Genomic DNA, 19,615 nt, shown 5'->3' with positions numbered 1-19,615 from the left:
GGCGTTACGCTTCGCCGCGCGCCAGAATGCGACGCATCGTCACATAGGTCTGGATGACGAAGAGGAAGATGAGGAGCGACCCGATCGATCCGACGATGACGTCAAATACCGACATCGGAAACAATGTCCCGGAATTGGGTCCGACGATCATCATGGCCAGCGTCATGCCGATCAGTACGAAGCGCAATTCTGTCGGTCCCGCGGAGAGATAGGAGAGCTTGAACTCGCCGATCACATGCGCCGAGAGATAGGCGTGGATCGAAAGCAGGAAATAGCCGGCGAGCGCCACCAGCGCGACATCGAGGCGCACATAGGGGCTGAGCCCGATTCCGGCGAGAATCAGCAGTGTCGTGATACCGTCACAACTATGGTCGATAAAATAGCCGAAGGCAGGGCGCTCTATCTTGCGGTAACGCGCCAAACTGCCGTCCAGCGAGTCGCCGAACCACTGAATGACATAACCGCCGATCGCCAGCCATAGCCATGCCTGGCCCAACCCGCTTGCCGCATAGCCGACGAAAATGGCGGCTGCACCGACAAGGCCCAGCGAGGTCAGAATATCAGGCGTCACCCAGCCGGGTAGTCGGCTGCAAAGCCAGTTGAGCAAGCGGCGTTCGCCCTTTGCAAGCAGGTTTTGCTGGATGCGCGTGATCGGCTTCGGCTTGCGTCCATCGGAAACTGTCATGGACTCTTATCAGCCAAAGCCGGCTATTCGGCAAGGCCCCACAAAAAGCCCGAAAAATACCTTCGCGCTCCCCCCCCCAACCCACCTCGGCGATAGCGTCATGCCGCGCCGCCGAGCAACGGCAATTCCGCCTCGGCGTCCTCGCTGGGGAAGTTCGACACGGTAACGCCGAGCAGTCGGATGCCCTTTTGCGTCGGCAGCACGCCGCGGATCAGCGTCAGGCTCGCCTCGCGCAATGCCTCCTGCGTGCGCACCGGCGCCGACTGGCTGCGGCTGCGGGTGATCTGACGGAAATCGGCGAACTTCACTTTCACCGTGACGGTACGCCCGAAACGCTGCGCCGTTTCGCACCAGCGCCACACGCTGTCCGCCTGCCCCAGCACCCCCGCTTCGATCTCGGCGACGTCGGTCAAGTCGCTGCGGAAGGTCGTCTCGCTGCCCGAGGATTTGCGTGTCCGATGCGGATTGACCGGGCGATCGTCCTCGCCGCGCGCGATCGCGTGATACCATTCGGCCGCACTGCCGAAATGCTGATGCAGAAACGCCAGCGACTTGTCACGCAGATCGGCGCCGGTTTCGATCCCCAGCCGGTTCATCTTCGCCGCCGTCACCGGCCCGACGCCGTGGAAACGCTTGACCGGCAGCGTCGTTACCCACTCGGCGCCCATGTCCGGCGTCACCGCGAATTGCCCGTTGGGCTTGCGGTGATCCGAAGCGAGCTTGGCGAGAAACTTGTTGTACGAAATCCCCGCCGAGGCAGTGAGCCCCGTCTCCTCCCATATACGCCTGCGGATATCCTTCGCCGTCGCCCAGGCAGTCGCCAGCCCCTTCCGATTGGCAGTGACGTCGAGATAGGCCTCGTCGAGCGAGAGCGGCTGGATCAGGTCGGTATATTCAGCGAAGATCGCATGGATCTGCTGCGACACCGCGCGATAGACATCGAAGCGCGGCCGCACGAAAATCAGGTCGGGGCAGCGCCGGATCGCGGTGACCGAGGGCATCGCCGAGCGCACGCCATATTCGCGCGCCTCGTAACTCGCCGCCGCGACCACGCCGCGCGCCGCGCCATGCCCCACCGCGACGGGTTTGCCGCGCAATTCGGGCGCGTCGCGCTGTTCGACCGACGCGAAGAACGCGTCCATGTCGATATGAATGATCTTGCGCACAGCGGGCGGTGCCATGACGTCGGCTTAGCGCAAACGGAACATCATGGGAACACGCACGCAAAAGGCCCGACACGTTTCCGCGCCCGGGCCTCTCGCATTTCCGCAATCACCGGTGATCAGGCCGCCTCTTTCGCCGCCTCCAGCGCGCCTTTCACGGCGGCGAGGGCATCGGCGCCCTTGTCGCCGTCGGGTCCACCGCCCTGCGCCATGTCGGGGCGCCCGCCGCCACCCTTGCCGCCGAGCGCTTCGACCGCTGCCTTGACCAGATCGACCGCGCTGTGCGTGCCGGTGAGATCGTCGGTCACGCCGACCGCGACCGAGGCGCGCCCGTAATTGACCGCGACCAGCGCGACCACGCCCGATTCGACGCGCGCCTTGGCTTCGTCGATCGCGCCGCGCAGTGCCTTGGGTTCGAGTCCGTCGAGCACCTGGCCGATGAAATTAACGCCGGCGACCTGTTCGGGACCGGCAGGCGCGCCGCCGCCCCCGCCGCCGAGCGCAAGCGCCTTCTTCGCTTCGGCCAGCTCGCGTTCGAGCCGCTTGCGCTCCTCGACCAGCGCGGAAAGTCGCGCGGGTACTTCGTCGGGCGCGGCCTTGAGCACCGAAGCGGCTTCGCGCAGCTTCTCGTCGCGCTGGATGAGCCACTGGCGCGCCGCTTCGCCGGTCAGCGCCTCGATCCGGCGCACGCCGCTCGAAACCGCGCTTTCCGACACGATCTTGAATATCGCGATATCGCCCAGCGCGTTGACATGCGTACCGCCGCACAGTTCGACCGAATAATTGGCCTGCGCGCTGCGGCCCATCGAAAGCACGCGCACCTCGTCGCCATATTTCTCGCCGAACAGCGCCATCGCGCCTGCAGCGATTGCGTCATCGGGGGTCATCAGCCGCGTCACGACCGGCTCGTTATGGCGGATCTGCGCGTTCACATCGGCTTCGACCCGCGCGATTTCCTCGGGCGTCAGCGCCGAGGGATGCGAAAAGTCGAAGCGGAAGCGATCGGGCGCGACGAGACTGCCCTTCTGCGTCACATGATCGCCGAGCGTGTTGCGCAGCGCGGCATGGACAAGGTGCGTCGCCGAGTGATTGGCGCGGATCGCGTCGCGGCGCTCCACATCGATGGCGAGATGGACGGTATCGCCGACCGCGATCGCCCCGCTCTCGACCTTAGCCTGATGCGCATGGAGCCGCCCCAGCGGTTTCGACGTATCGGCAACAACGGCGTGCAAGCCCTTGTCATCGCTTATTAAACCGGCGTCACCCATCTGGCCGCCGCTTTCACCGTAAAAGGGCGTCTGGTTGGTCAGGATGACGACATCGTCGCCTGCCTCGGCCTTTTCGACGCGCGCGCCGTCCTTGACCAGCGCGACCACCTGCCCGTCGCTTTCGGTGGCGGTATAACCGGTGAATTCGGTCGACCCGACTTCCTCGGCAATATCGAACCAGATGTCATCCGAGGCCTTGGCGCCCGATCCCTTCCACGCGGCACGCGCGGCGGCCTTCTGCTCCGCCATCGCAGCATCGAAACCGGCGCGATCGACGGCGATCGACTGGCCACGCAGCGCGTCCTCGGTCAGGTCGTAGGGGAAGCCATAGGTGTCGTAGAGCTTGAACGCGGTGGCGCCGGGCAGCGTGTCGCCCGCGCCCATCTCTGCCGTCGCTTCGTCGAGCAACCGCAAGCCGTTGGCGAGCGTCTTGCGGAACCGCGTTTCCTCCTGAAGCAGGGTCGCTTCGATCAGCGATTGTGCGCGGATCAGCTCGGGATGCGCCTGCCCCATTTCGGAGACGAGCGCGGGCACCATGCGGTGCATCAGCGGGTCCTTGGACCCCAGCAGATGCGCATGCCGCATCGCGCGGCGCATGATCCGGCGCAGCACATAACCGCGGCCCTCATTGGCGGGCAGCACGCCATCGGCGACGAGGAAGCCCGATGCGCGCAGATGGTCGGCGATGATGCGATGGCTCGCCTGATTGTCACCACCGGTCGATGCGCCCGAAAGCACGCCCGATTCGTCGATCAGCGCCTGGAAGGTGTCGGTATCGTAATTGTCGTGCTTGCCCTGGAGCAGCGCCGAAATTCGCTCCAGCCCCATGCCGGTGTCGATCGACTGTTTCGGCAGGTCGCCGACAATCTTTCCGCCCGCCTGCACATATTGCATGAAGACGAGGTTCCAGATCTCGATGAAGCGATCGCCGTCCTCGTCCGGGCTGCCCGGAGGGCCGCCGGGGATATGGTCGCCATGATCGTAGAAGATTTCCGAGCACGGACCGCACGGGCCATCGTCGCCCATCGTCCAGAAATTGTCGCTGGTGGCGATGCGGATGATGCGATCGTCGGACAGCCCGGCAATCTTCTTCCACAGCTCGACCGCCTGTTCGTCCTCATGGAAGACGGTGACCAGCAGGCGCTTGGGGTCGATTCCCCATTCCTTCGTCACCAGCCCCCAGCTCAGCTCGATCGCGCGATCCTTGAAATAATCGCCGAACGAGAAATTCCCGAGCATTTCAAAGAAGGTGTGATGCCGCGCGGTATAGCCGACATTGTCGAGGTCATTGTGCTTGCCGCCCGCGCGGACGCATTTCTGGCTGCTCGTCGCAGTCGAATAATCGCGATGCTCAAGCCCCGTGAACACGTTCTTGAACGGCACCATGCCGGCGTTCACGAACATCAGCGTGGGATCATTGTGCGGAACGAGCGGCGCCGAAGGCACCCTGGCATGGCCCTCGCGCTCGAAATAGTCGAGGAACGAGCGGCGGATATCGTTGGTGGACGTCATGGGATGCGATGTAAGCGCGGTCCGCGTGGCACTCAAGCGAAACGGTTCGATGGGTGTGATCGGCTGTCCGGGTGTTGCCTCAACGCCCCTTGAACAGCCCTCCAAGCACGCCGCGGACCAGCCCCTTCACCGCAGCAGCGCTCGTGCCCCGCGTGGTGCCGAGGATCGCCTTGGATACGCTGTTGGCGATATCGGTGGTCACGGCGGTGCGGGTGGAGCGCATCGCCGAATCCGCGGCCCGTCCCCACGGACTGTCGCGCCCCGCGCGCTCCTTTGCGACACGCGCGCGCTCGGCTTCCTTGGCGGCACGGGCGGATTCCTTTTCGCGCCGAGCCCGATCGGCCTCGGCGGCATCGCGCGCCTCGGCCTCTGCGGCGGCGGCGGCGGCCTCGTCCGCCTTGGCCCTGAGCAATTCCGCCGCCGATTCGCGATCGATGGCGACGTCGTATCGATCGCCGATCGCATCAGCTTCGATCAGCGCACGCCGTTCGTCGTCCGTGACCGGGGAAACGCGCGTGCGCGGCGGCTTTATCAACGTGTGCTGCACCGGCGACGGCGCGCCATCGGGCTGCAGCAGCGATACCAGCGCAGCACCGACCTTCAGCTCGGTGATCACGCTTTCGACATCGACCTCGGGATTGGGGCGAAAGGTCTGCGCAGCAGCGCGCACAGCCTTCTGTTCGCGCGGGGTATAGGCGCGCAGCGCGTGCTGAATGCGATTGCCAAGCTGCGCCGAAACGCTGTCCGGTATGTCGAGCGGACTTTGCGTCACGAAATAGACGCCGACGCCTTTGGAACGGATCAGCCGGACCACCTGCTCAACCTTGTCGAGCAAGGCATCGGGCGCCTCGTCGAACAGCAGATGCGCCTCGTCAAAGAAGAAGGCGAGCACGGGCTTGTCGGGATCGCCGACCTCGGGCAGATGCTCGAACAACTGGCTGAGCAGCCAGAGCAGGAAGGTCGCATAGAGCTTGGGGCTCGCCATCAGCTTGTCGGCGGCGAGAATGTTGACCAGCCCCTTGCCGGCATCGTCCGTGCCGATCAGGTCGCCCATCGCCAGCGCCGGCTCGCCGAAGAAACGATCGCCGCCCTGCGTGCGCAATTGCAGCAGCTTGCGCTGGATCGCACCGACCGACTGTTTCGACACATTGCCATATTGCGTCGTCAGATCGGTGGCATTCTCGGCGATGTGCACCAGCATCGCCTGAAGATCGTCGAGATCGAGCAACAACAGGTCCGACTGATCGGCGATGTGGAAGGCAATCGTCAGTACGCCTTCCTGCGTGTCGTTCAGGTCCATCAGCCGCGAAAGCAGCAACGGCCCCATCTCGCTGATCGTCGTGCGGATCGGGTGGCCCTGATCGCCGAACAGATCCCAGAACTGCACCGGCACATTGTCATACGACCAGTCGGCATAGCCGATTTCGGCGGCGCGCTTCGCGAACACCTCGTGGTTCTTCTGCAGCGGCGATCCGGCCATTGCGAGCCCCGAAAGGTCGCCCTTCACATCCGCCACGAACACCGGCACGCCGGCCAGCGAAAAGCCCTCCGCGATTCCCTGCAACGTCACTGTCTTGCCGGTGCCAGTCGCCCCGGCGATCAGCCCGTGACGATTGGCGCGCTTCAGTTCGAGCGCCTGCGGCACGCCGTTGGCGCTGCCGATGAAGATGCTGCCGCTTTGGGTCACTCCGGTGGGCCCTTATCGAAACGGTTCGTCGATGCTCACCGGCGGTTCGCTGAACCATTTCGGGCCGGCTTCGGTGACGTGGATGCAGTCTTCGAGCCGGACTCCGAACTTCCCCGGCATGTAGATGCCCGGCTCGTCGGAGAAGCACATGCCCGGCGCGAGCGGCGTCTGCTCGCCGCGCACGAAATTGACCGGTTCATGGCCTTCGAGGCCGATGCCGTGGCCGGTGCGGTGCGACAGGCCGGGAAGCGCATAGCCGGGGCCGTAGCCGAGGCCGTCATAGTAACGGCGCACCGCGTCATCGACTTGGCCAGCAGGCGTGCCGACCTGCGCCGCCTCGAACGCGATCTGCTGACCGCGATGGACTTCGCCCCACACCTTGCGCTGTTCGGCGCTCGCGTCGCCGTAGACGAAAGTGCGCGAGACATCCGATTCATAATCGTGGACCGAGCAGCCGCAGTCCATCAGCACCACTTCGCCTTCGCGCACCATCTGCGGCTGGCCGCTGCCGTGCGGATAGGCCGATGCCTCGCCGAGCAGGATCAGGTTGAATTCGACGCTGCCGCCCATCGCGCGCGTCGCCACGGTCATCAGCGCACCGATGTCGCGCGGGGTCATCCCCGCTTCGACTTGCGGGTACGTCCAGCGATAGGCGGCGATGGTGATATCGGTCGCGGTCTGCATCAACGCGAGTTCGGCGGGCGTCTTGATCATGCGGCATCCGCGCACAACCGCATTGCCGGGAACAAGCTTTGCATCGGGGAGCGCCCTGCCCAGGCCGGCCACCGCGAAATATCGGACCGATTCCTCGATCCCGACCGGAAGATGGTCGATCCCGCGATCCTTCAGGAAGCCCGCGACCACAGCGGTGGGATCCTGATCCTCCTGCCACTCGCGGATTTCCGCCGGGATGCCCAGCGATTCGCGCACCGAGGGCTCTTCGAAGAAGGGCGTGACGATGCACGGCTGGCCTTCCTGCGGGATCACCAGCGCCGTCAGCCGCTCGCTACGCCACCAGCGCACGCCGCTGAAATAGACCATCGATCCGCCCGGCTCGATCACGATCGATCCGATGTCGTTCGCCTGCATCAGCGCCTGCGCGCGCGCGATGCGGGCGGCACGCTCCTCGGGGCCTATCTCGACGGCGTTCGCAGCGAGGTTCGGCAATTCGCTCGCCTGCTGCGCCAACGCCCGGGTCAAAGGCGTTGCGAGCAGCGGTGCCATTGCGCCCGCGGCGAGCAGGGAACGGCGTGAAAAGCGCGGCGAAAGCAAATCAAATGTCATCGGCGGACTCATATTCCTCCACGTCGATTTCGCCGGTCATCCGCGCGACGGCAGTGGTGACGGTCAGGTCGCCGGTCACATTGGTTGCGGTGCGCATCATATCCATGATCCGGTCGATCCCGGCGACGAAGGCGATCGTTTCCATCGGCACGCCGACCGTGCCGAACACGAGCGTCATCATGATCAGCCCCGCGCCGGGGATGCCCGCGGCACCGACCGAGCCGAGCGTCGCGGTGAGCGCGACGAGGAGATAATCGGTGAAGCTGAGGTCGACGCCGAAAATCTGTGCGCCGAACATCGTCGCAAGGCCGAGATACATCGCCGTGCCGTCCATGTTCACGGTAGCTCCGAGCGACGTTACGAAGCCCGAAACGCTGCGCGACACACCCAGATTGCGCTGGGCGCAGCGTAGCGTCACCGGGAGCGTCGCGCTCGACGAGGCGGTCGAATAGGCGACTGCCTGCGCATCGATGATGCCGCGGAAAAAGTCGCCGACGGGCAGCTTGGCGATGCCCTTCACGATCACCGTGTAGACGACCAGAATGAGAATGAGGCAGCCAGCATAGTTGGTGAGCACCAGCTTGCCGAGCGGCAGCAACGCGTCGATCCCGTAAGTGCCCGCGACCCAGGCGATCAGCGCGAAGACGCCGAAGGGCGTGAGTTCCATCACGATCATCGTCACATGCTGCATGATCGTGGCGCCTGCATCGACCGCGCGCTGGATCGGTGCGCCGGCCTCCCCCGCCATGACGATGCCGATGCCGAAGAGCAGCGAGAAGACGATGAGCTGGAGCACCTCGCCGTTCGCCATCGCGCTCACCGGATTGTCCGGTACCATCGCGAGGATCATGTCGGTGACCGAAGGCGGTGCGCTGTCCTGAGTGCTCGCGGCGACGTCGCGGGCAAGGTCGAGCCCTGCCCCGGGCTGGATCAGCGCGCCAAGCGCCAGGCCGAGCGATACTGCGATCAGGCCGGTGACGAGGAAAAGCAGCAGCGCGCGTCCGCCGACACTGCCGAGCTTTCGCAAGTCACCGATCGCACCGACGCCGGATACGAGCGAGAAGAAGATCAGCGGCACGACCAGCATCTTGATCGCCTTGATGAACAGGTCGCCGATCCATTTTATCGATTCCGCTTCCGGTCCCCAGGCCAGCCCGGCGGCGACGCCCAGCACGAGCGCGCCGATCACGCGCTGCCACAATGGAATCCGAAACCAGAACTTCATGCGCTTCCCCCTTGCCGGGCGTTGCACGCCCGATCCTGCGCGCACCGGTGTAGGCCCGCGACGCGCAAGCGCAAGCCCGGCCGGGTCGCGACGCGACTATGCGTCAGGCACGGGAGGCCTCAGGCATAGGCATAGGGACCGCCCTTGGTGAGCGCGGCCTGATAGGCCGGTCGCGCGTGAATGGTCTTGAGCCATTGCGCGATATGCGGGCGTCCCTCCGTCGCGCCGGCGCGACCGACGGCGGCTTCGAGCGGGAAGCTCATCATCACGTCGGAGGCAGTGAATTCGTCTCCCGCGAACCAGGGACGCTCGGCGAGCTCTGTCTCGATCCAGTCGAGATGGACGTCGATCATCGGCTGGATCCGCTTCTGCCCCATCTTGCCGAACAGCGGCACCATGCCGAGCGCGAGCTTCACCAGCAACGGCGGCATCAGCGATCCCTCGGCATAATGAAGGAAATGGCGGTAGCGCAGCGCGGATTCGCGATGCGATGGCGGCCCGAGTTTTCCGTCGGCCTTCTCGACCAGATATTCGATGATCGCACCGGTTTCGGGAACCACGCGCGGGCCAGAATGCGACGAATTGCTCGAATCGGTAATCACCGGCGACTTTCCAAGCGGATGCACGCGCTTCAGCGAGGGCGGTGCGAGCATCGTCTTCTTGTCGCGCGCATAGCGAACGACTTCATAGGGAATCGCCAGTTCCTCCAGCAGCCAGAGGATACGCTGCGATCGCGAATTTTCGAGATGGTGGACGGTAATCATGCGCCTGCGCTCCTGATGCGGGAATTGCGCAGCACTCTAACGCCTGGCGAGTGGAATTTCGCGGAGTTTCCGAGCGAAAACGGCCGGACCGGGCTTTGTATCGGCTTCCTGGGGCCGCCAAACCCGCGACAGTCCGGCCGCGGTCGCATCGAACCGGGCATGATCGCATCGGATGCGATATTGCGCGGACACCGAAAGACCCGGCGCAAGGGAGCGACGCCGGGTCTTCCTGTGGGATCTGTGTCCCGTGGCCGCCTGCCCCATGCGCGCGAGCGTAGCGGCCGATGCTTCCATTGTAGAAGGATTCAGTCCTCGGCGTCGGGTCCGGTCATCATTTCTTCGGCGACTTCGTCGGTGCGCCCGCGGATCGCATTTTCGAGCCGGTCGCAGACATCGGGATTTTCCTTGAGATATTTCTTCGCGTTCTCGCGTCCCTGCCCGATGCGGACACTGTCATAGCTGAACCAGGCGCCCGATTTCTCGACCAGTCCCGCCTTGACGCCGAGATCGAGAATTTCGCCGATCTTGGACACTCCTTCGCCATACATGATGTCGAATTCGACTTGCTTGAACGGCGGAGCGACCTTGTTCTTGACCACCTTTACCCGCGTCGAATTGCCGATGATGTCGTCACGGTCCTTGATCTGGCCGGTACGGCGAATGTCGAGCCGCACCGAGGCATAGAATTTGAGCGCGTTGCCACCCGTCGTGGTTTCGGGGTTACCGTACATCACGCCGATCTTCATCCGCAGCTGGTTGATGAAAATCACCATGCAGCGCGAGCGGCTGATCGAACCGGTCAACTTGCGCAGGCTTTGCGACATCAGCCGGGCCTGCAGGCCAACATGGCTGTCCCCCATTTCGCCTTCGATTTCGGCGCGCGGCACCAGCGCGGCGACCGAATCCACGACCAGCACGTCGATCGCGTTCGAACGCACCAGCGTATCGGTGATTTCCAGTGCCTGCTCCCCGGTATCGGGCTGCGACACGATCAGTTCATCGATATCGACGCCCAGCTTGCGGGCATAGACGGGATCGAGCGCATGTTCGGCATCGACGAACGCGGCGGTGCCGCCGGTCTTCTGCGCCTCGGCGATCACATGCAGCGCGAGCGTCGTCTTGCCCGAGCTTTCCGGGCCGTAGATTTCGATCACACGGCCGCGCGGCAGTCCGCCGACGCCGAGCGCGATGTCGAGCCCGAGCGACCCGGTCGAAATCGCCTCGACCTGCATCGCCTCCTTCGAGCCGAGTTTCATCGCGCTGCCCTTGCCGAACGCGCGATCGATTTGCGAGAGCGCCGCGTCGAGCGCCTTCTGCCGTTCGCCTGCTGCCTTGTCGGATGCTGCCATCTTGCCGTCGATCACCTTGAGAGAAGCCGCCATTGGATTCGCTCCCGTCGCTAAAGGAATGCCGTAACGCGTTCAATGTCCGTGGCATCATGTACGACATTTGTTCTTAAAGAACAAGAGCGGAACGAATTGTGCGTTGCGGCGCGAATTTTCTTCGCTATTCCGGGGGAATGAGCGTGGAACGCGAAATCCGCGAATTGATCGCGCAGCAAAGCGGCGTTCCGCTGTTGCGCATCCATCGCGATTCGCGAATCGCGGAGGATCTGGGAGTTTCGGGGACCGACGCGGTCGATCTCTTCTCGCGCATTTCGGGCCGCTACAAGGTCGATCTGACCTTGTTGTGGAAACGCTGGGACCGCCACTTCCTTGCCGGCGGCATTGCTGTGCGCGGCTATGTGTTGATTTTCGCGATCCTTGCCGCAACGGCGTTTCTGGCTTTCTGGCTCGGCGATACCCTGCACCTCGGCGATGCCGGCGCGATATTGCTCTGGGCGATGTTCGCGGCGATGGCGCTGGCGCCGCTGCGCCATGCCCTGCCCCGCCGCAAGCCGGTGCCGATCCGCGTGCAGGAAATCACCGAGGCAGTCGCGCGAGGCCGCTGGCAATAGCCGCACGCGATAGCGGCTTGCCAGCCACCCGCCCCCGCGCAATGCTGGCGCCATGAACGATCCGCGCCAATTCGTGACCGGCCTGCCGAAGGCCGAACTGCATCTGCATATCGAGGGAAGCCTAGAACCCGAACTGATGTTCGCGCTCGCCGAGCGCAACAAGGTGGCGATCCCCTTCGGCAGCGTCGAAGAAATCCGGGCGGCATACAGCTTCACCCGGCTGCAGGATTTTCTCGACATCTATTATGCCGGCGCCGACGTGCTGCGAACCGAAGAGGATTTCCGAGACCTCGCCACGGCCTATTTCGATCGCGCGGCGGCGGACGGCGTGCGCCATGCCGAAATCTTTTTCGATCCCCAGACGCATACCGATCGCGGCATTCCCTTTCAGGTGGTTGCCGACGGGCTGCTCGCCGGAATGGCCAAAGCAGAGGCAAGGCACGGGCTGACATCGCAGCTCATCCTCTGCTTCCTGCGCCACCTCGACGAGGATGCGGCGTTCGATACGCTGAAGGCCGCCGACCCCTGGCTCGACCGGATCGCGGGCGTCGGCCTCGATTCCTCCGAAGTCGGCCATCCGCCAAGCAAATTCGCTCGTATATTCGAGACCGCACGCGGCATGGGACTGAAAGCGGTCGCGCATGCAGGCGAGGAAGGGCCACCCGAATATGTTTGGGAAGCACTCGACCTGCTTCACATCGACCGGCTCGATCACGGCAACCGCGCGCTGGAAGACGACAGGCTGACCACGCGTCTTGTCGAAACCGGCATGACGCTCACCGTCTGCCCGCTGTCCAATCTGAAGCTTTGCGTGATCGACGATATCGCCGCGCACCCGGTCGACCGGATGCTGAAAGCGGGCCTCCAGGCCACGATCAATTCGGACGACCCGGCCTATTTCGGCGGCTATGTCGTCGATAATTATCTGGCGGTCGCGCAAGCCCGCGGGCTGACGCGCGAAGATATGGTGACGCTGGCACGCAACAGCTTCACGGGTTCGTTCCTGTCCGAAGCGGAGATCGCCAGGCATCTCACCGCGATCGACAGCTATTGCGAGGCGCAGTGATGCCGGTCTTCACACCAATCCCGCATGACAGGTTTCTCACCGACGTCGTCGCGCTGGCGGAGGCGCTGCGGGCAGACGACGGCTGGACGCCGAGCTTTCTGATCGGCGTCGGCCGCGGCGGACTGGTTCCGGCAGTCTATCTCAGCCATGCCCTGGGCCTGCCGATGCTCTCGGTCGATCTCAGTTCGAAACAAACCGATTTCGCCGATGCGCCGCTGGTACGGCTCGCCAATCGCACGGCGAAGGGGGAGCGGCTGCTCTTTGTCGACGACATCAACGATACCGGCAGCACCATCGGCAAGCTGCGTGCCGCGCTGGCGCAGGCGGGCGGCATTCGCGACCATGTCCGTTTCGCGACGCTGCTCGACAATATCCGTTCACAGCAACGCGTCGAATATCGCGCGCGGGAAATTGATCGCGAGATGACCAAGGACTGGTTCGTCTTCCCCTGGGAAGCCGTCGCACCATCGGAATCGATCGCACAGGATGCCGCCGAGGTGCCCGAACGGACGCGTTAGGATCGCGCCGCGAGCAGCTGACCGACCGTCACGACGCGATAGCCGCGCCGCGCCAGCCCCGCGAGCACCAGCGGAAGCGCTTCGCGCGCGGTGGCGCGACTGTCATACATGATGTGCATCAGGATGATCGATCCGGGGCGGACCTGCTCCAGGATCCGGTCGGCATATTGGCGCGCGTCGAGCCGCTCGGGCGGGTCTTCCACATCCCACATCACCATGCGGTGGCCTGCGCCGCGCAGCGCCAGCGGCAGCCCGGTGAGCTTGCTGCCATAGGGCGGGCGGAACAGCAGCGTATCGCCGCCGCCCTCGGCCTTGAGCAAAGCATCGGTGCGATCGATTTCGCGACGGGCGGCGGCGGGGGACACATCCACCATACGGCGATGATAAAAGCTGTGATTGGCGATTTCATGCCCGGCATCGACCAAACGGCGCGCCTCGCCGGGGTGGCGCGCCATTTCGTCGCCGATCAGAAAGAAGGTGGCGTGCGCATCATTCCGGGCCAGCGCGTCGAGCGCGATCGAGACGCCTTCGCGCCGGGGTCCGTCATCGAATGTCAGCGCGACCAGCTTCTCTGGCGTCTGCACGCGGCAAAGCGGCGTTACGAACAGTGCAAAGCAGCGCGCCTTGCTCAACCGCCACAAACCGAACATCGCGGCGAGCAGAAGCAACAGCGCAAGGATGGCGAGGATCGATAGGCGCGCGGGCCGGGACAGCCTCGCCACCACCGGTCAGTCGAGCGCTTCGAGCGCGGTTTCGACAGCTTCCAGCGTAAAGGGCTTCTGCAGCACCGGGCGTCCCTTGTGCGCATCGGCGATGCCGTCATCCGATCCGCCCGTCGCCAGCACGAAGGGTATCCCCTTTTCGGAAAGCGCGTCGGCGACAGGCCAGCTCGTCTCGCCCCCGCGCAGATTCACGTCCAGGATGACCGCATCGACACCGCCTTGCCCGATCCGCGCCAGCGCGCCTTCGCAGCTATCGGCGGTTCCAGCGACGCTGCGCTCGAGTATCTCGAGAAAATCCTCGAGCATCATTGCGATCAGCGGCTCATCTTCGACGATCAATATATTACTGGGACTGGCCATAGGCCTCTCAGATGGCGGAATTTCTCCGACAGGCCAAGCTATTTCGCAGCGAGCGTTTCACGCGCCGCCTCGGCAAGCTGCTGGACGGAAAAGGGTTTGGGCAGAAACGCGACATTGTCGAGATCGATCGACTTGCGAAGCTGCTCCTCGGCATAGCCGGACATGAACAGGATCGGGATGTCGGGATAGCGCTCGCGCACCTGCCGCGCCATCGTCGGCCCGTCCATCATCGGCATGACGACGTCGGAAACGAGCAGGTCGGGCCGATCGCAGCCTTCGAGCAGTTCGAGCGCGGCCTCCCCGTTCTCGGCGGTCAGCACGGTATAGCCCTGCCGCGACAAGGCGCGTTCGGCGACGGCGCGCACCATGTCCTCGTCCTCGACCACCAGGATCGTGCCGGTACCCCAGGTATCGGTGCTCTTTTCCTTCACTGGCGCTGCTGCCTTGGTGGCTTCGGCGGCGGCGTGGACAGGCAGGTAGATAGTGAACGCGGTCCCCTTCCCCATTTCGCTCTCTGCGAAGATGAAGCCGCCCGACTGCTTTATGATCCCATAGACAGTCGACAGGCCCAGCCCGGTCCCCTTCCCGACTTCCTTGGTGGTGAAGAAGGGTTCGAAGATCTTGGGCAGCACGTCGGGCGGAATGCCGGTGCCGGTGTCCGAGATGCGCAGCGCGGTATAGTCGCCGACCGGCAGCACGTCCTCGTCCATTTGGCGGACATCGGCGGCGGTTACGGCAGCGGTTTCGATGGTCAGCGTGCCCCCGCCGATCGGATCGGCCGCGACCATCGCGTCGCGCGCATTGACCGCGAGATTGACGACGACCTGCTCGAGCTGCCCCGGATCAGCGCGCACCGGTCCAAGATTGCGGCCATGCTTGACTTCGAGCTTCACCGTTTCGCCGAGCAGGCGTTTCAACAAGTTGGACACTTCCGAAATCACATCGGGGAGCTGGAGTACCTGCGGGCGCAGCGTCTGCTGGCGCGAAAAGGCGAGCAGTTGCCGCGTCAGGCTCGCCGCACGGTTCGAATTGGCGCGGATCTGCTGGATATCGTCATAGTCGCTGTCGCCGGGAGAATGCCGCATCAGCATCAGGTCGCAATGGCCGATGATCGCGGTCAGGATGTTGTTGAAATCATGCGCTACGCCGCCGGCGAGCTGGCCCACCGCCTGCATCTTGGTCGCCTGCGCGACCTGGCGCTTGAGCTTCCCTTCCTCGCCCGAATCCTTGAGGCTGATCAGCACCGCCGCGTCGCCGAGCCCCCGCGCGCCGGCGAGCGATATCGCCACCGGCTCCTCGGGCGAGTCGGCCAGCCGCACCGCCATGTCCATCGAATGCGCCGCGCCGCCGGCGAATTTGCGCACCGCATCGGCGAGCGCCGACTTGTCCTCGCGCACCACCAGATCGCCGGGATAGAGCGGCGGCGCGGCGGCATTGACGCGGGTCGCCCGTACAAAGGCGTCGTTCATGTGCACGAACCGCCCGTCGCGATCGACCAGCGCCATGCCGAGCGGGAGGAGCGAGATCAGCGAGCGGACATGCGCCGAAGCGCTGCCCCCGATCGCGGGCACATTCACTGCCCCGGTCTCCTCGTCGAGCAGCGCGACGAGCATCGGCGCGTCCTCGGCATCAAGGAACGGAATCTGCAGCACCCGCAGCGGCGTTCCGCCCATCCCTTCGCGCTCGAACCGCACCTGACCGGCGCTGTCGGTGATCAGGAAGCGCGTGAAATCGCGGCCTTCGATCGCGGCATCCTCGCGCCCCATCGCGCGCGCGCGCAGCACCCGGTTTGCCGATCGTACGCGCCCCTCGGGCGTGATCAGCGCCGCCATGATCCCCGCGCTGCCGAGCCGGTCTCCGGTCTGGCTGCCGATGAGCGTCTGGACGGTTCGTGCAAGGTCGAGCGCCTGCACGCCGACGAACCGCCACACCAGCATGTCTTCCCCGACGCGCGCGACCTGAGCAGTGACCGGAGCGCCGGAAACGTCAATCGCGTCGCTGCGGCCCTCCCCGTCGCGCCAGGCGGCTCGGCCGGCAAGATTGAGCGCCTGTGCCGCCGCCTCGCCTACCGGCAGCCCGGGCGGCGTGGGATAGCCGTCGAACAGCGCGGCATAGCGTTCGTTCGCGCAAACCAGCCGTCCCGCGCGATCGGTGACCGCCAGCGCATCTTCGCTGGCGGCGGCAAGCGCGTGCGCCACCGACCAGTCGATGACCGGCGCCTGCGCTTCCGGCGCTCCGAACATCCGGCGCGCGGCGATAAGCCCGCCCGCCATCAGCAGCGTCGCAGCGAGAAAACCCACCGCCAGCGCCCGATCCCCCAGCGTGATCAACACCATGCCCGTCGCGACGAATCCCGTCAGCCCCGCCGCGAGCAGCGGCATTACCGAACGCGTGCGTTTTCCCGGGGATGAAAGCGGAAGCGTAGCCATGCCCCGTCCTGTGCCGGGTCCATGCGCGGGTCAAGTAGTTGGCGGTTGGTCGCTCAATTTGTGGTGACTGCTGCATACGCCAGCACTCGTCATGCTAAACTTGTTCAGCATCCACCCTGCAATAGGTGAGGACGGTTTTTGCGGCACGGTGGACCCTGAAACGAGTTCAGGGTGACAAAAGAAGAAGTGAACTGCCTGTTCCTCAAACAGCAAAATGCCCGCCGGAACGCTCTCCGGCGGGCATTTCCAGTTCATTCCGGCGCGATCACCAGATCTTCACGCGCTGTTCCGGCGTAAGGAACAGCTTCTGCGAGGGCTCGGGCGCGAAGGCCGAATACCAAGGATCGAGATTGCGCACGACCCAGGCGCGCTGCTGCGAGGGCGAGTGCGGATCGGTGAGCAGCCGCTGGCGCAGATTGGCCTCGCGATAGTTGCGGCGCCACACCTGCGCCCAGCCGAGATAGAAGCGCTGGTCGCCAGAGAAACCGTCAAGTACCGGCGCCGGCTCGCCCCCCAGAGACGCGCGATAGGCGTCATAGGCGACCGTGAGACCGGCCAGGTCGGCGACATTCTCGCCGAGCGTCAAAGCGCCCTGGACGTTCATGCCCTCAAGCGGTTCATACTGATCATATTGCGCGACCAGCGCCTGCGTCCGCGCCTTAAACGCTTCGGTGTCGGCATCGGTCCACCATTGGGTCAGACGGCCTTCGGCGTCGTATTTGGCGCCCTGATCGTCGAAATGATGGCTCAATTCATGGCCGATCACCGCGCCGATGCCGCCATAATTGACCGCAGGGTCGGCGTTCGGATCGAAGAAAGGCGGCTGCAGGATCGCTGCCGGGAAGACGATTTCGACCATGCCGAAATTGGCATAGGCATTCACCGTCATCGGCGTCATGCCCCATTCCCAACGCTGCAGCGGCTTGCCGAGATGGCCGACATTATAGTCATGCGCCCAATTGTTGGTGCGCAGATTGTTGCCGAACGCGTCACCCGAAACGATGTCGAGGTCCGAATAGTCGCGCCAGCGGTCGGGATAGCCGATCTTTGGCGTGAAGGCGGCGAGCTTTTCATGCGCCTTCGCCTTGGTTTCGGGCGCCATCCAGTCGAGCTCGTCAATGCGGCGATCCATCGCGGCGATGACGTTGCGCACCAGTTCGTCGGCCGCCGCCTTGGCTTCGGGCGGGAAGTATCTGGCGACGTAGATCTGGCTGACATCATCTGCCAACGCGCCGGTGGTGAAATCGACCGCGCGCTTCCACCGCGCTTCCTGTTCGGGCGTACCCGAAAGCGCCGTGCCGTAGAAGGCGAAGTGCTCCTGGTCGAAGCTGCTGGGCAGCACGTCGGCAAAACCGTCGAGCGAACGCACGAGCAGCTGGTCCTTAAGTACGGCGAGCGGCGTCGTGCGGATCAGATCGGCAATCCCCTTCACCGCGCTCGGCTGCGCAACGATCACGCTGTCGACATCGGCGCCGATTCCCTGGAAATAGCTCGCGAAATCGAAGCCAGGCGCCATGCCGCTCAGTTCGGCGACGGTCATCTTGTTATAGGTCTTGTCGGCGTCGCGGCTTTCGACCCGCGTCCAGTGGGCCTGCGCGATTCCGGTTTCGAAATCGACGATCGCCTGAGCGCGCTCGGCCGCATTGGCCTCACCAGCAAGCGTCAGCACATTCGTCAGATGCGCGAGATATTTGGCCCGGGTCTCGGCCAGCTTGGGATCGTCCGAAAGATAATAGTCGCGATCGGGCATGCCGAGGCCCGACTGGCGCAGGTTGAGCGCATATTGCTCGGGATTCTTGTCGTCCTGCCCGACCCAGGTGCCGAACGGAATGCCCACGCCGTTGCGATCAGCCTGGGCGGCGAGCGCGGCATAACCGGCCTTCGAGCTCAGGCCCGCAATCTGATCGAGCCAGGGCTGGATCGGCGCGAGGCCGAGCGAATCGATATGGTCCTGATCGAGATAGCTGGCGTAAGCGGTGCCGATCTTCGATCCGGTTCCGGCCTCCTCGCGCAATATCTCCTGCGTGCGCTCACGCGAAAGATCGGCGAGCACGCTGAACATGCCGTAGTTCGACTTGTCGGCGGGTATTTCCGTGTTCGCCAGCCAGGTGCCGTTGGCATAGTTGTAGAAATCATTGCCCGGCGCGACCGAACGATCCATGCCAGCGATATCGAACCCGAAGCTGCCGATTTGCGGCCCGGGGGCGGTTGCCGGATCGACGGGAGCAACGGCGGCCTCACCCACGGTTTCGGTCTGCTCGGAGACCGTCGTCGGATGAGTCTCGCCTTGCATACAGCCGGCAAGCAGCATCGGCGCGATCAGAGTGGTGGTGGAAAGAAGCGGAAAGCGCATGGGGACTCCATGAATTCGAGTGATGCGGCGTATTAGCCGGTCAGCACGCGCCGTCAAAGCATGGGATACATCATCACCTGCGCAGCGGCGGTGCGATCGGCGCGCCGGGCTCAGCCCCGATCGCGCAGCAGCCTGCCCTGTTCGCGCTTCCAGTCGCGCTCCTTGATCGTATCGCGCTTGTCATGGGCCTTCTTGCCCTTGGCGAGCGCCAGTTCGACCTTGGCCCGGCCGCGACCGTTGAAATAGATGGAAAGCGGCACCAGCGTCATGCCCTCGCGGTTCACCGCGCCGTGCAGCTTGTTGATCTCGCGTTCGTGGAGCAGCAGCTTGCGCGGCCGCTTGGGCTCGTGATTGAAGCGATTGCCGTGGCTGAATTCGGGGATGTTCGAATTGACCAGCCAGACCTCGCCGTCCTTCACTTCGGCATAGCTTTCGGCGATCGATCCTTCGCCGAAGCGCAGCGACTTCACTTCGGTGCCGCGCAGCGCGATCCCGGCTTCATAGCTGTCGACGATGAAATAATCGAAGCGCGCGCGCCGATTCTCCGCGACGGTCTTCGACTTTTCGGCAGGGGGACGTGGACGGGCCATAAGGCGAGCGCATGTAGGGACAGTCGGTGCGA

Annotated in this window: 16 protein-coding genes; 3 read left to right on the top strand and 13 right to left on the bottom strand. The window is 64.4% G+C overall.

Translation table 11 applies throughout. The features are described 5' to 3' along the window. Positions 1–4: 4 nt before the first annotated feature. The 8 genes from G5C33_RS09795 to recA all read right to left on the bottom strand — a co-directional run bounded on the left by G5C33_RS09795 (position 5) and on the right by recA (position 10,970). Positions 5–685: a CDP-alcohol phosphatidyltransferase family protein gene (locus G5C33_RS09795; protein WP_165327041.1), complete on the bottom strand. Its 681-nt coding sequence runs from the start codon at positions 683–685 to the stop codon at positions 5–7. A gap of 98 nt (positions 686–783) precedes the next feature. Beyond that, on the bottom strand, positions 784–1,866 hold the full coding sequence (dinB, locus tag G5C33_RS09790) for a DNA polymerase IV (RefSeq protein ID WP_165327040.1): 1,083 nt from the start codon (positions 1,864–1,866) through the stop codon (positions 784–786). Between the two features lie 101 nt (positions 1,867–1,967). After that, a complete protein-coding gene (gene alaS, locus G5C33_RS09785) occupies positions 1,968–4,628 on the bottom strand; it encodes an alanine--tRNA ligase (RefSeq protein WP_165327039.1) in 2,661 nt (886 codons plus the stop codon). A gap of 79 nt (positions 4,629–4,707) precedes the next feature. Continuing rightward, entirely contained in the window at positions 4,708–6,315 is a 1,608-nt protein-coding gene (locus tag G5C33_RS09780; protein ID WP_165327038.1) for a helicase HerA-like domain-containing protein, read from the bottom strand. A 12-nt stretch (positions 6,316–6,327) separates the two neighbouring features. Continuing rightward, entirely contained in the window at positions 6,328–7,599 is a 1,272-nt protein-coding gene (locus G5C33_RS09775; protein ID WP_165327037.1) for a M24 family metallopeptidase, read from the bottom strand. After that, positions 7,589–8,824: a dicarboxylate/amino acid:cation symporter gene (locus tag G5C33_RS09770; protein WP_165327036.1), complete on the bottom strand. Its 1,236-nt coding sequence runs from the start codon at positions 8,822–8,824 to the stop codon at positions 7,589–7,591. Before G5C33_RS09770 ends, G5C33_RS09775 begins: the two co-directional genes overlap by 11 nt. 119 nt (positions 8,825–8,943) lie before the next feature. Then, entirely contained in the window at positions 8,944–9,588 is a 645-nt protein-coding gene (locus G5C33_RS09765; RefSeq protein WP_165327035.1) for a glutathione S-transferase family protein, read from the bottom strand. A gap of 305 nt (positions 9,589–9,893) precedes the next feature. Beyond that, positions 9,894–10,970, bottom strand: a complete 1,077-nt coding sequence (gene recA / locus G5C33_RS09760; protein WP_165327034.1) for a recombinase RecA — start codon at positions 10,968–10,970, stop codon at positions 9,894–9,896. A gap of 137 nt (positions 10,971–11,107) precedes the next feature. Here recA and G5C33_RS09755 point away from each other — a divergent pair, with 137 nt between their 5' ends. From G5C33_RS09755 to G5C33_RS09745, 3 genes are read left to right on the top strand one after another with little or no spacing between them, the layout of a single operon-like run. After that, positions 11,108–11,545, top strand: coding sequence for an acyl carrier protein (locus G5C33_RS09755; protein ID WP_165327033.1), 438 nt, complete (start codon positions 11,108–11,110; stop codon positions 11,543–11,545). Between the two features lie 52 nt (positions 11,546–11,597). Continuing rightward, positions 11,598–12,611 carry an adenosine deaminase gene (locus tag G5C33_RS09750; RefSeq protein WP_165327032.1) on the top strand — a complete coding sequence of 338 codons (1,014 nt, stop codon included), beginning with the start codon at positions 11,598–11,600 and terminating at the stop codon, positions 12,609–12,611. Beyond that, positions 12,611–13,129, top strand: a complete 519-nt coding sequence (locus tag G5C33_RS09745) for a phosphoribosyltransferase (protein WP_165327031.1) — start codon at positions 12,611–12,613, stop codon at positions 13,127–13,129. Before G5C33_RS09750 ends, G5C33_RS09745 begins: the two co-directional genes overlap by 1 nt. On the opposite strand, the gene G5C33_RS09740 is transcribed toward G5C33_RS09745, so the two are convergent. The 5 genes from G5C33_RS09740 to smpB form a co-directional block, all read right to left on the bottom strand. Continuing rightward, positions 13,126–13,851 carry a polysaccharide deacetylase family protein gene (locus tag G5C33_RS09740; protein WP_228275019.1) on the bottom strand — a complete coding sequence of 242 codons (726 nt, stop codon included), beginning with the start codon at positions 13,849–13,851 and terminating at the stop codon, positions 13,126–13,128. The two genes, G5C33_RS09745 and G5C33_RS09740, sit on opposite strands and share 4 nt — an antisense overlap. A gap of 6 nt (positions 13,852–13,857) precedes the next feature. Beyond that, a complete protein-coding gene (locus G5C33_RS09735; RefSeq protein WP_165327030.1) occupies positions 13,858–14,211 on the bottom strand; it encodes a response regulator in 354 nt (117 codons plus the stop codon). A 38-nt stretch (positions 14,212–14,249) separates the two neighbouring features. Further along, complete coding sequence (locus G5C33_RS09730) at positions 14,250–16,640, bottom strand: hybrid sensor histidine kinase/response regulator (protein WP_165327029.1); 2,391 nt, start codon at positions 16,638–16,640, stop codon at positions 14,250–14,252. A gap of 265 nt (positions 16,641–16,905) precedes the next feature. After that, on the bottom strand, positions 16,906–18,933 hold the full coding sequence (locus G5C33_RS09725) for a M13 family metallopeptidase (RefSeq protein ID WP_165328802.1): 2,028 nt from the start codon (positions 18,931–18,933) through the stop codon (positions 16,906–16,908). A 170-nt stretch (positions 18,934–19,103) separates the two neighbouring features. Further along, entirely contained in the window at positions 19,104–19,583 is a 480-nt protein-coding gene (gene smpB, locus G5C33_RS09720; protein ID WP_165327028.1) for an SsrA-binding protein SmpB, read from the bottom strand. Positions 19,584–19,615 lie beyond the last annotated feature (32 nt).

Origin of the sequence: Sphingosinithalassobacter tenebrarum, from assembly GCF_011057975.1 — a bacterium.
Classification (GTDB): domain Bacteria; phylum Pseudomonadota; class Alphaproteobacteria; order Sphingomonadales; family Sphingomonadaceae; genus Sphingomonas; species Sphingomonas tenebrarum.
The sequence above is the reverse complement of the archived record's forward strand: the minus strand, read 5'-3'. Positions and strand labels throughout refer to the sequence as shown.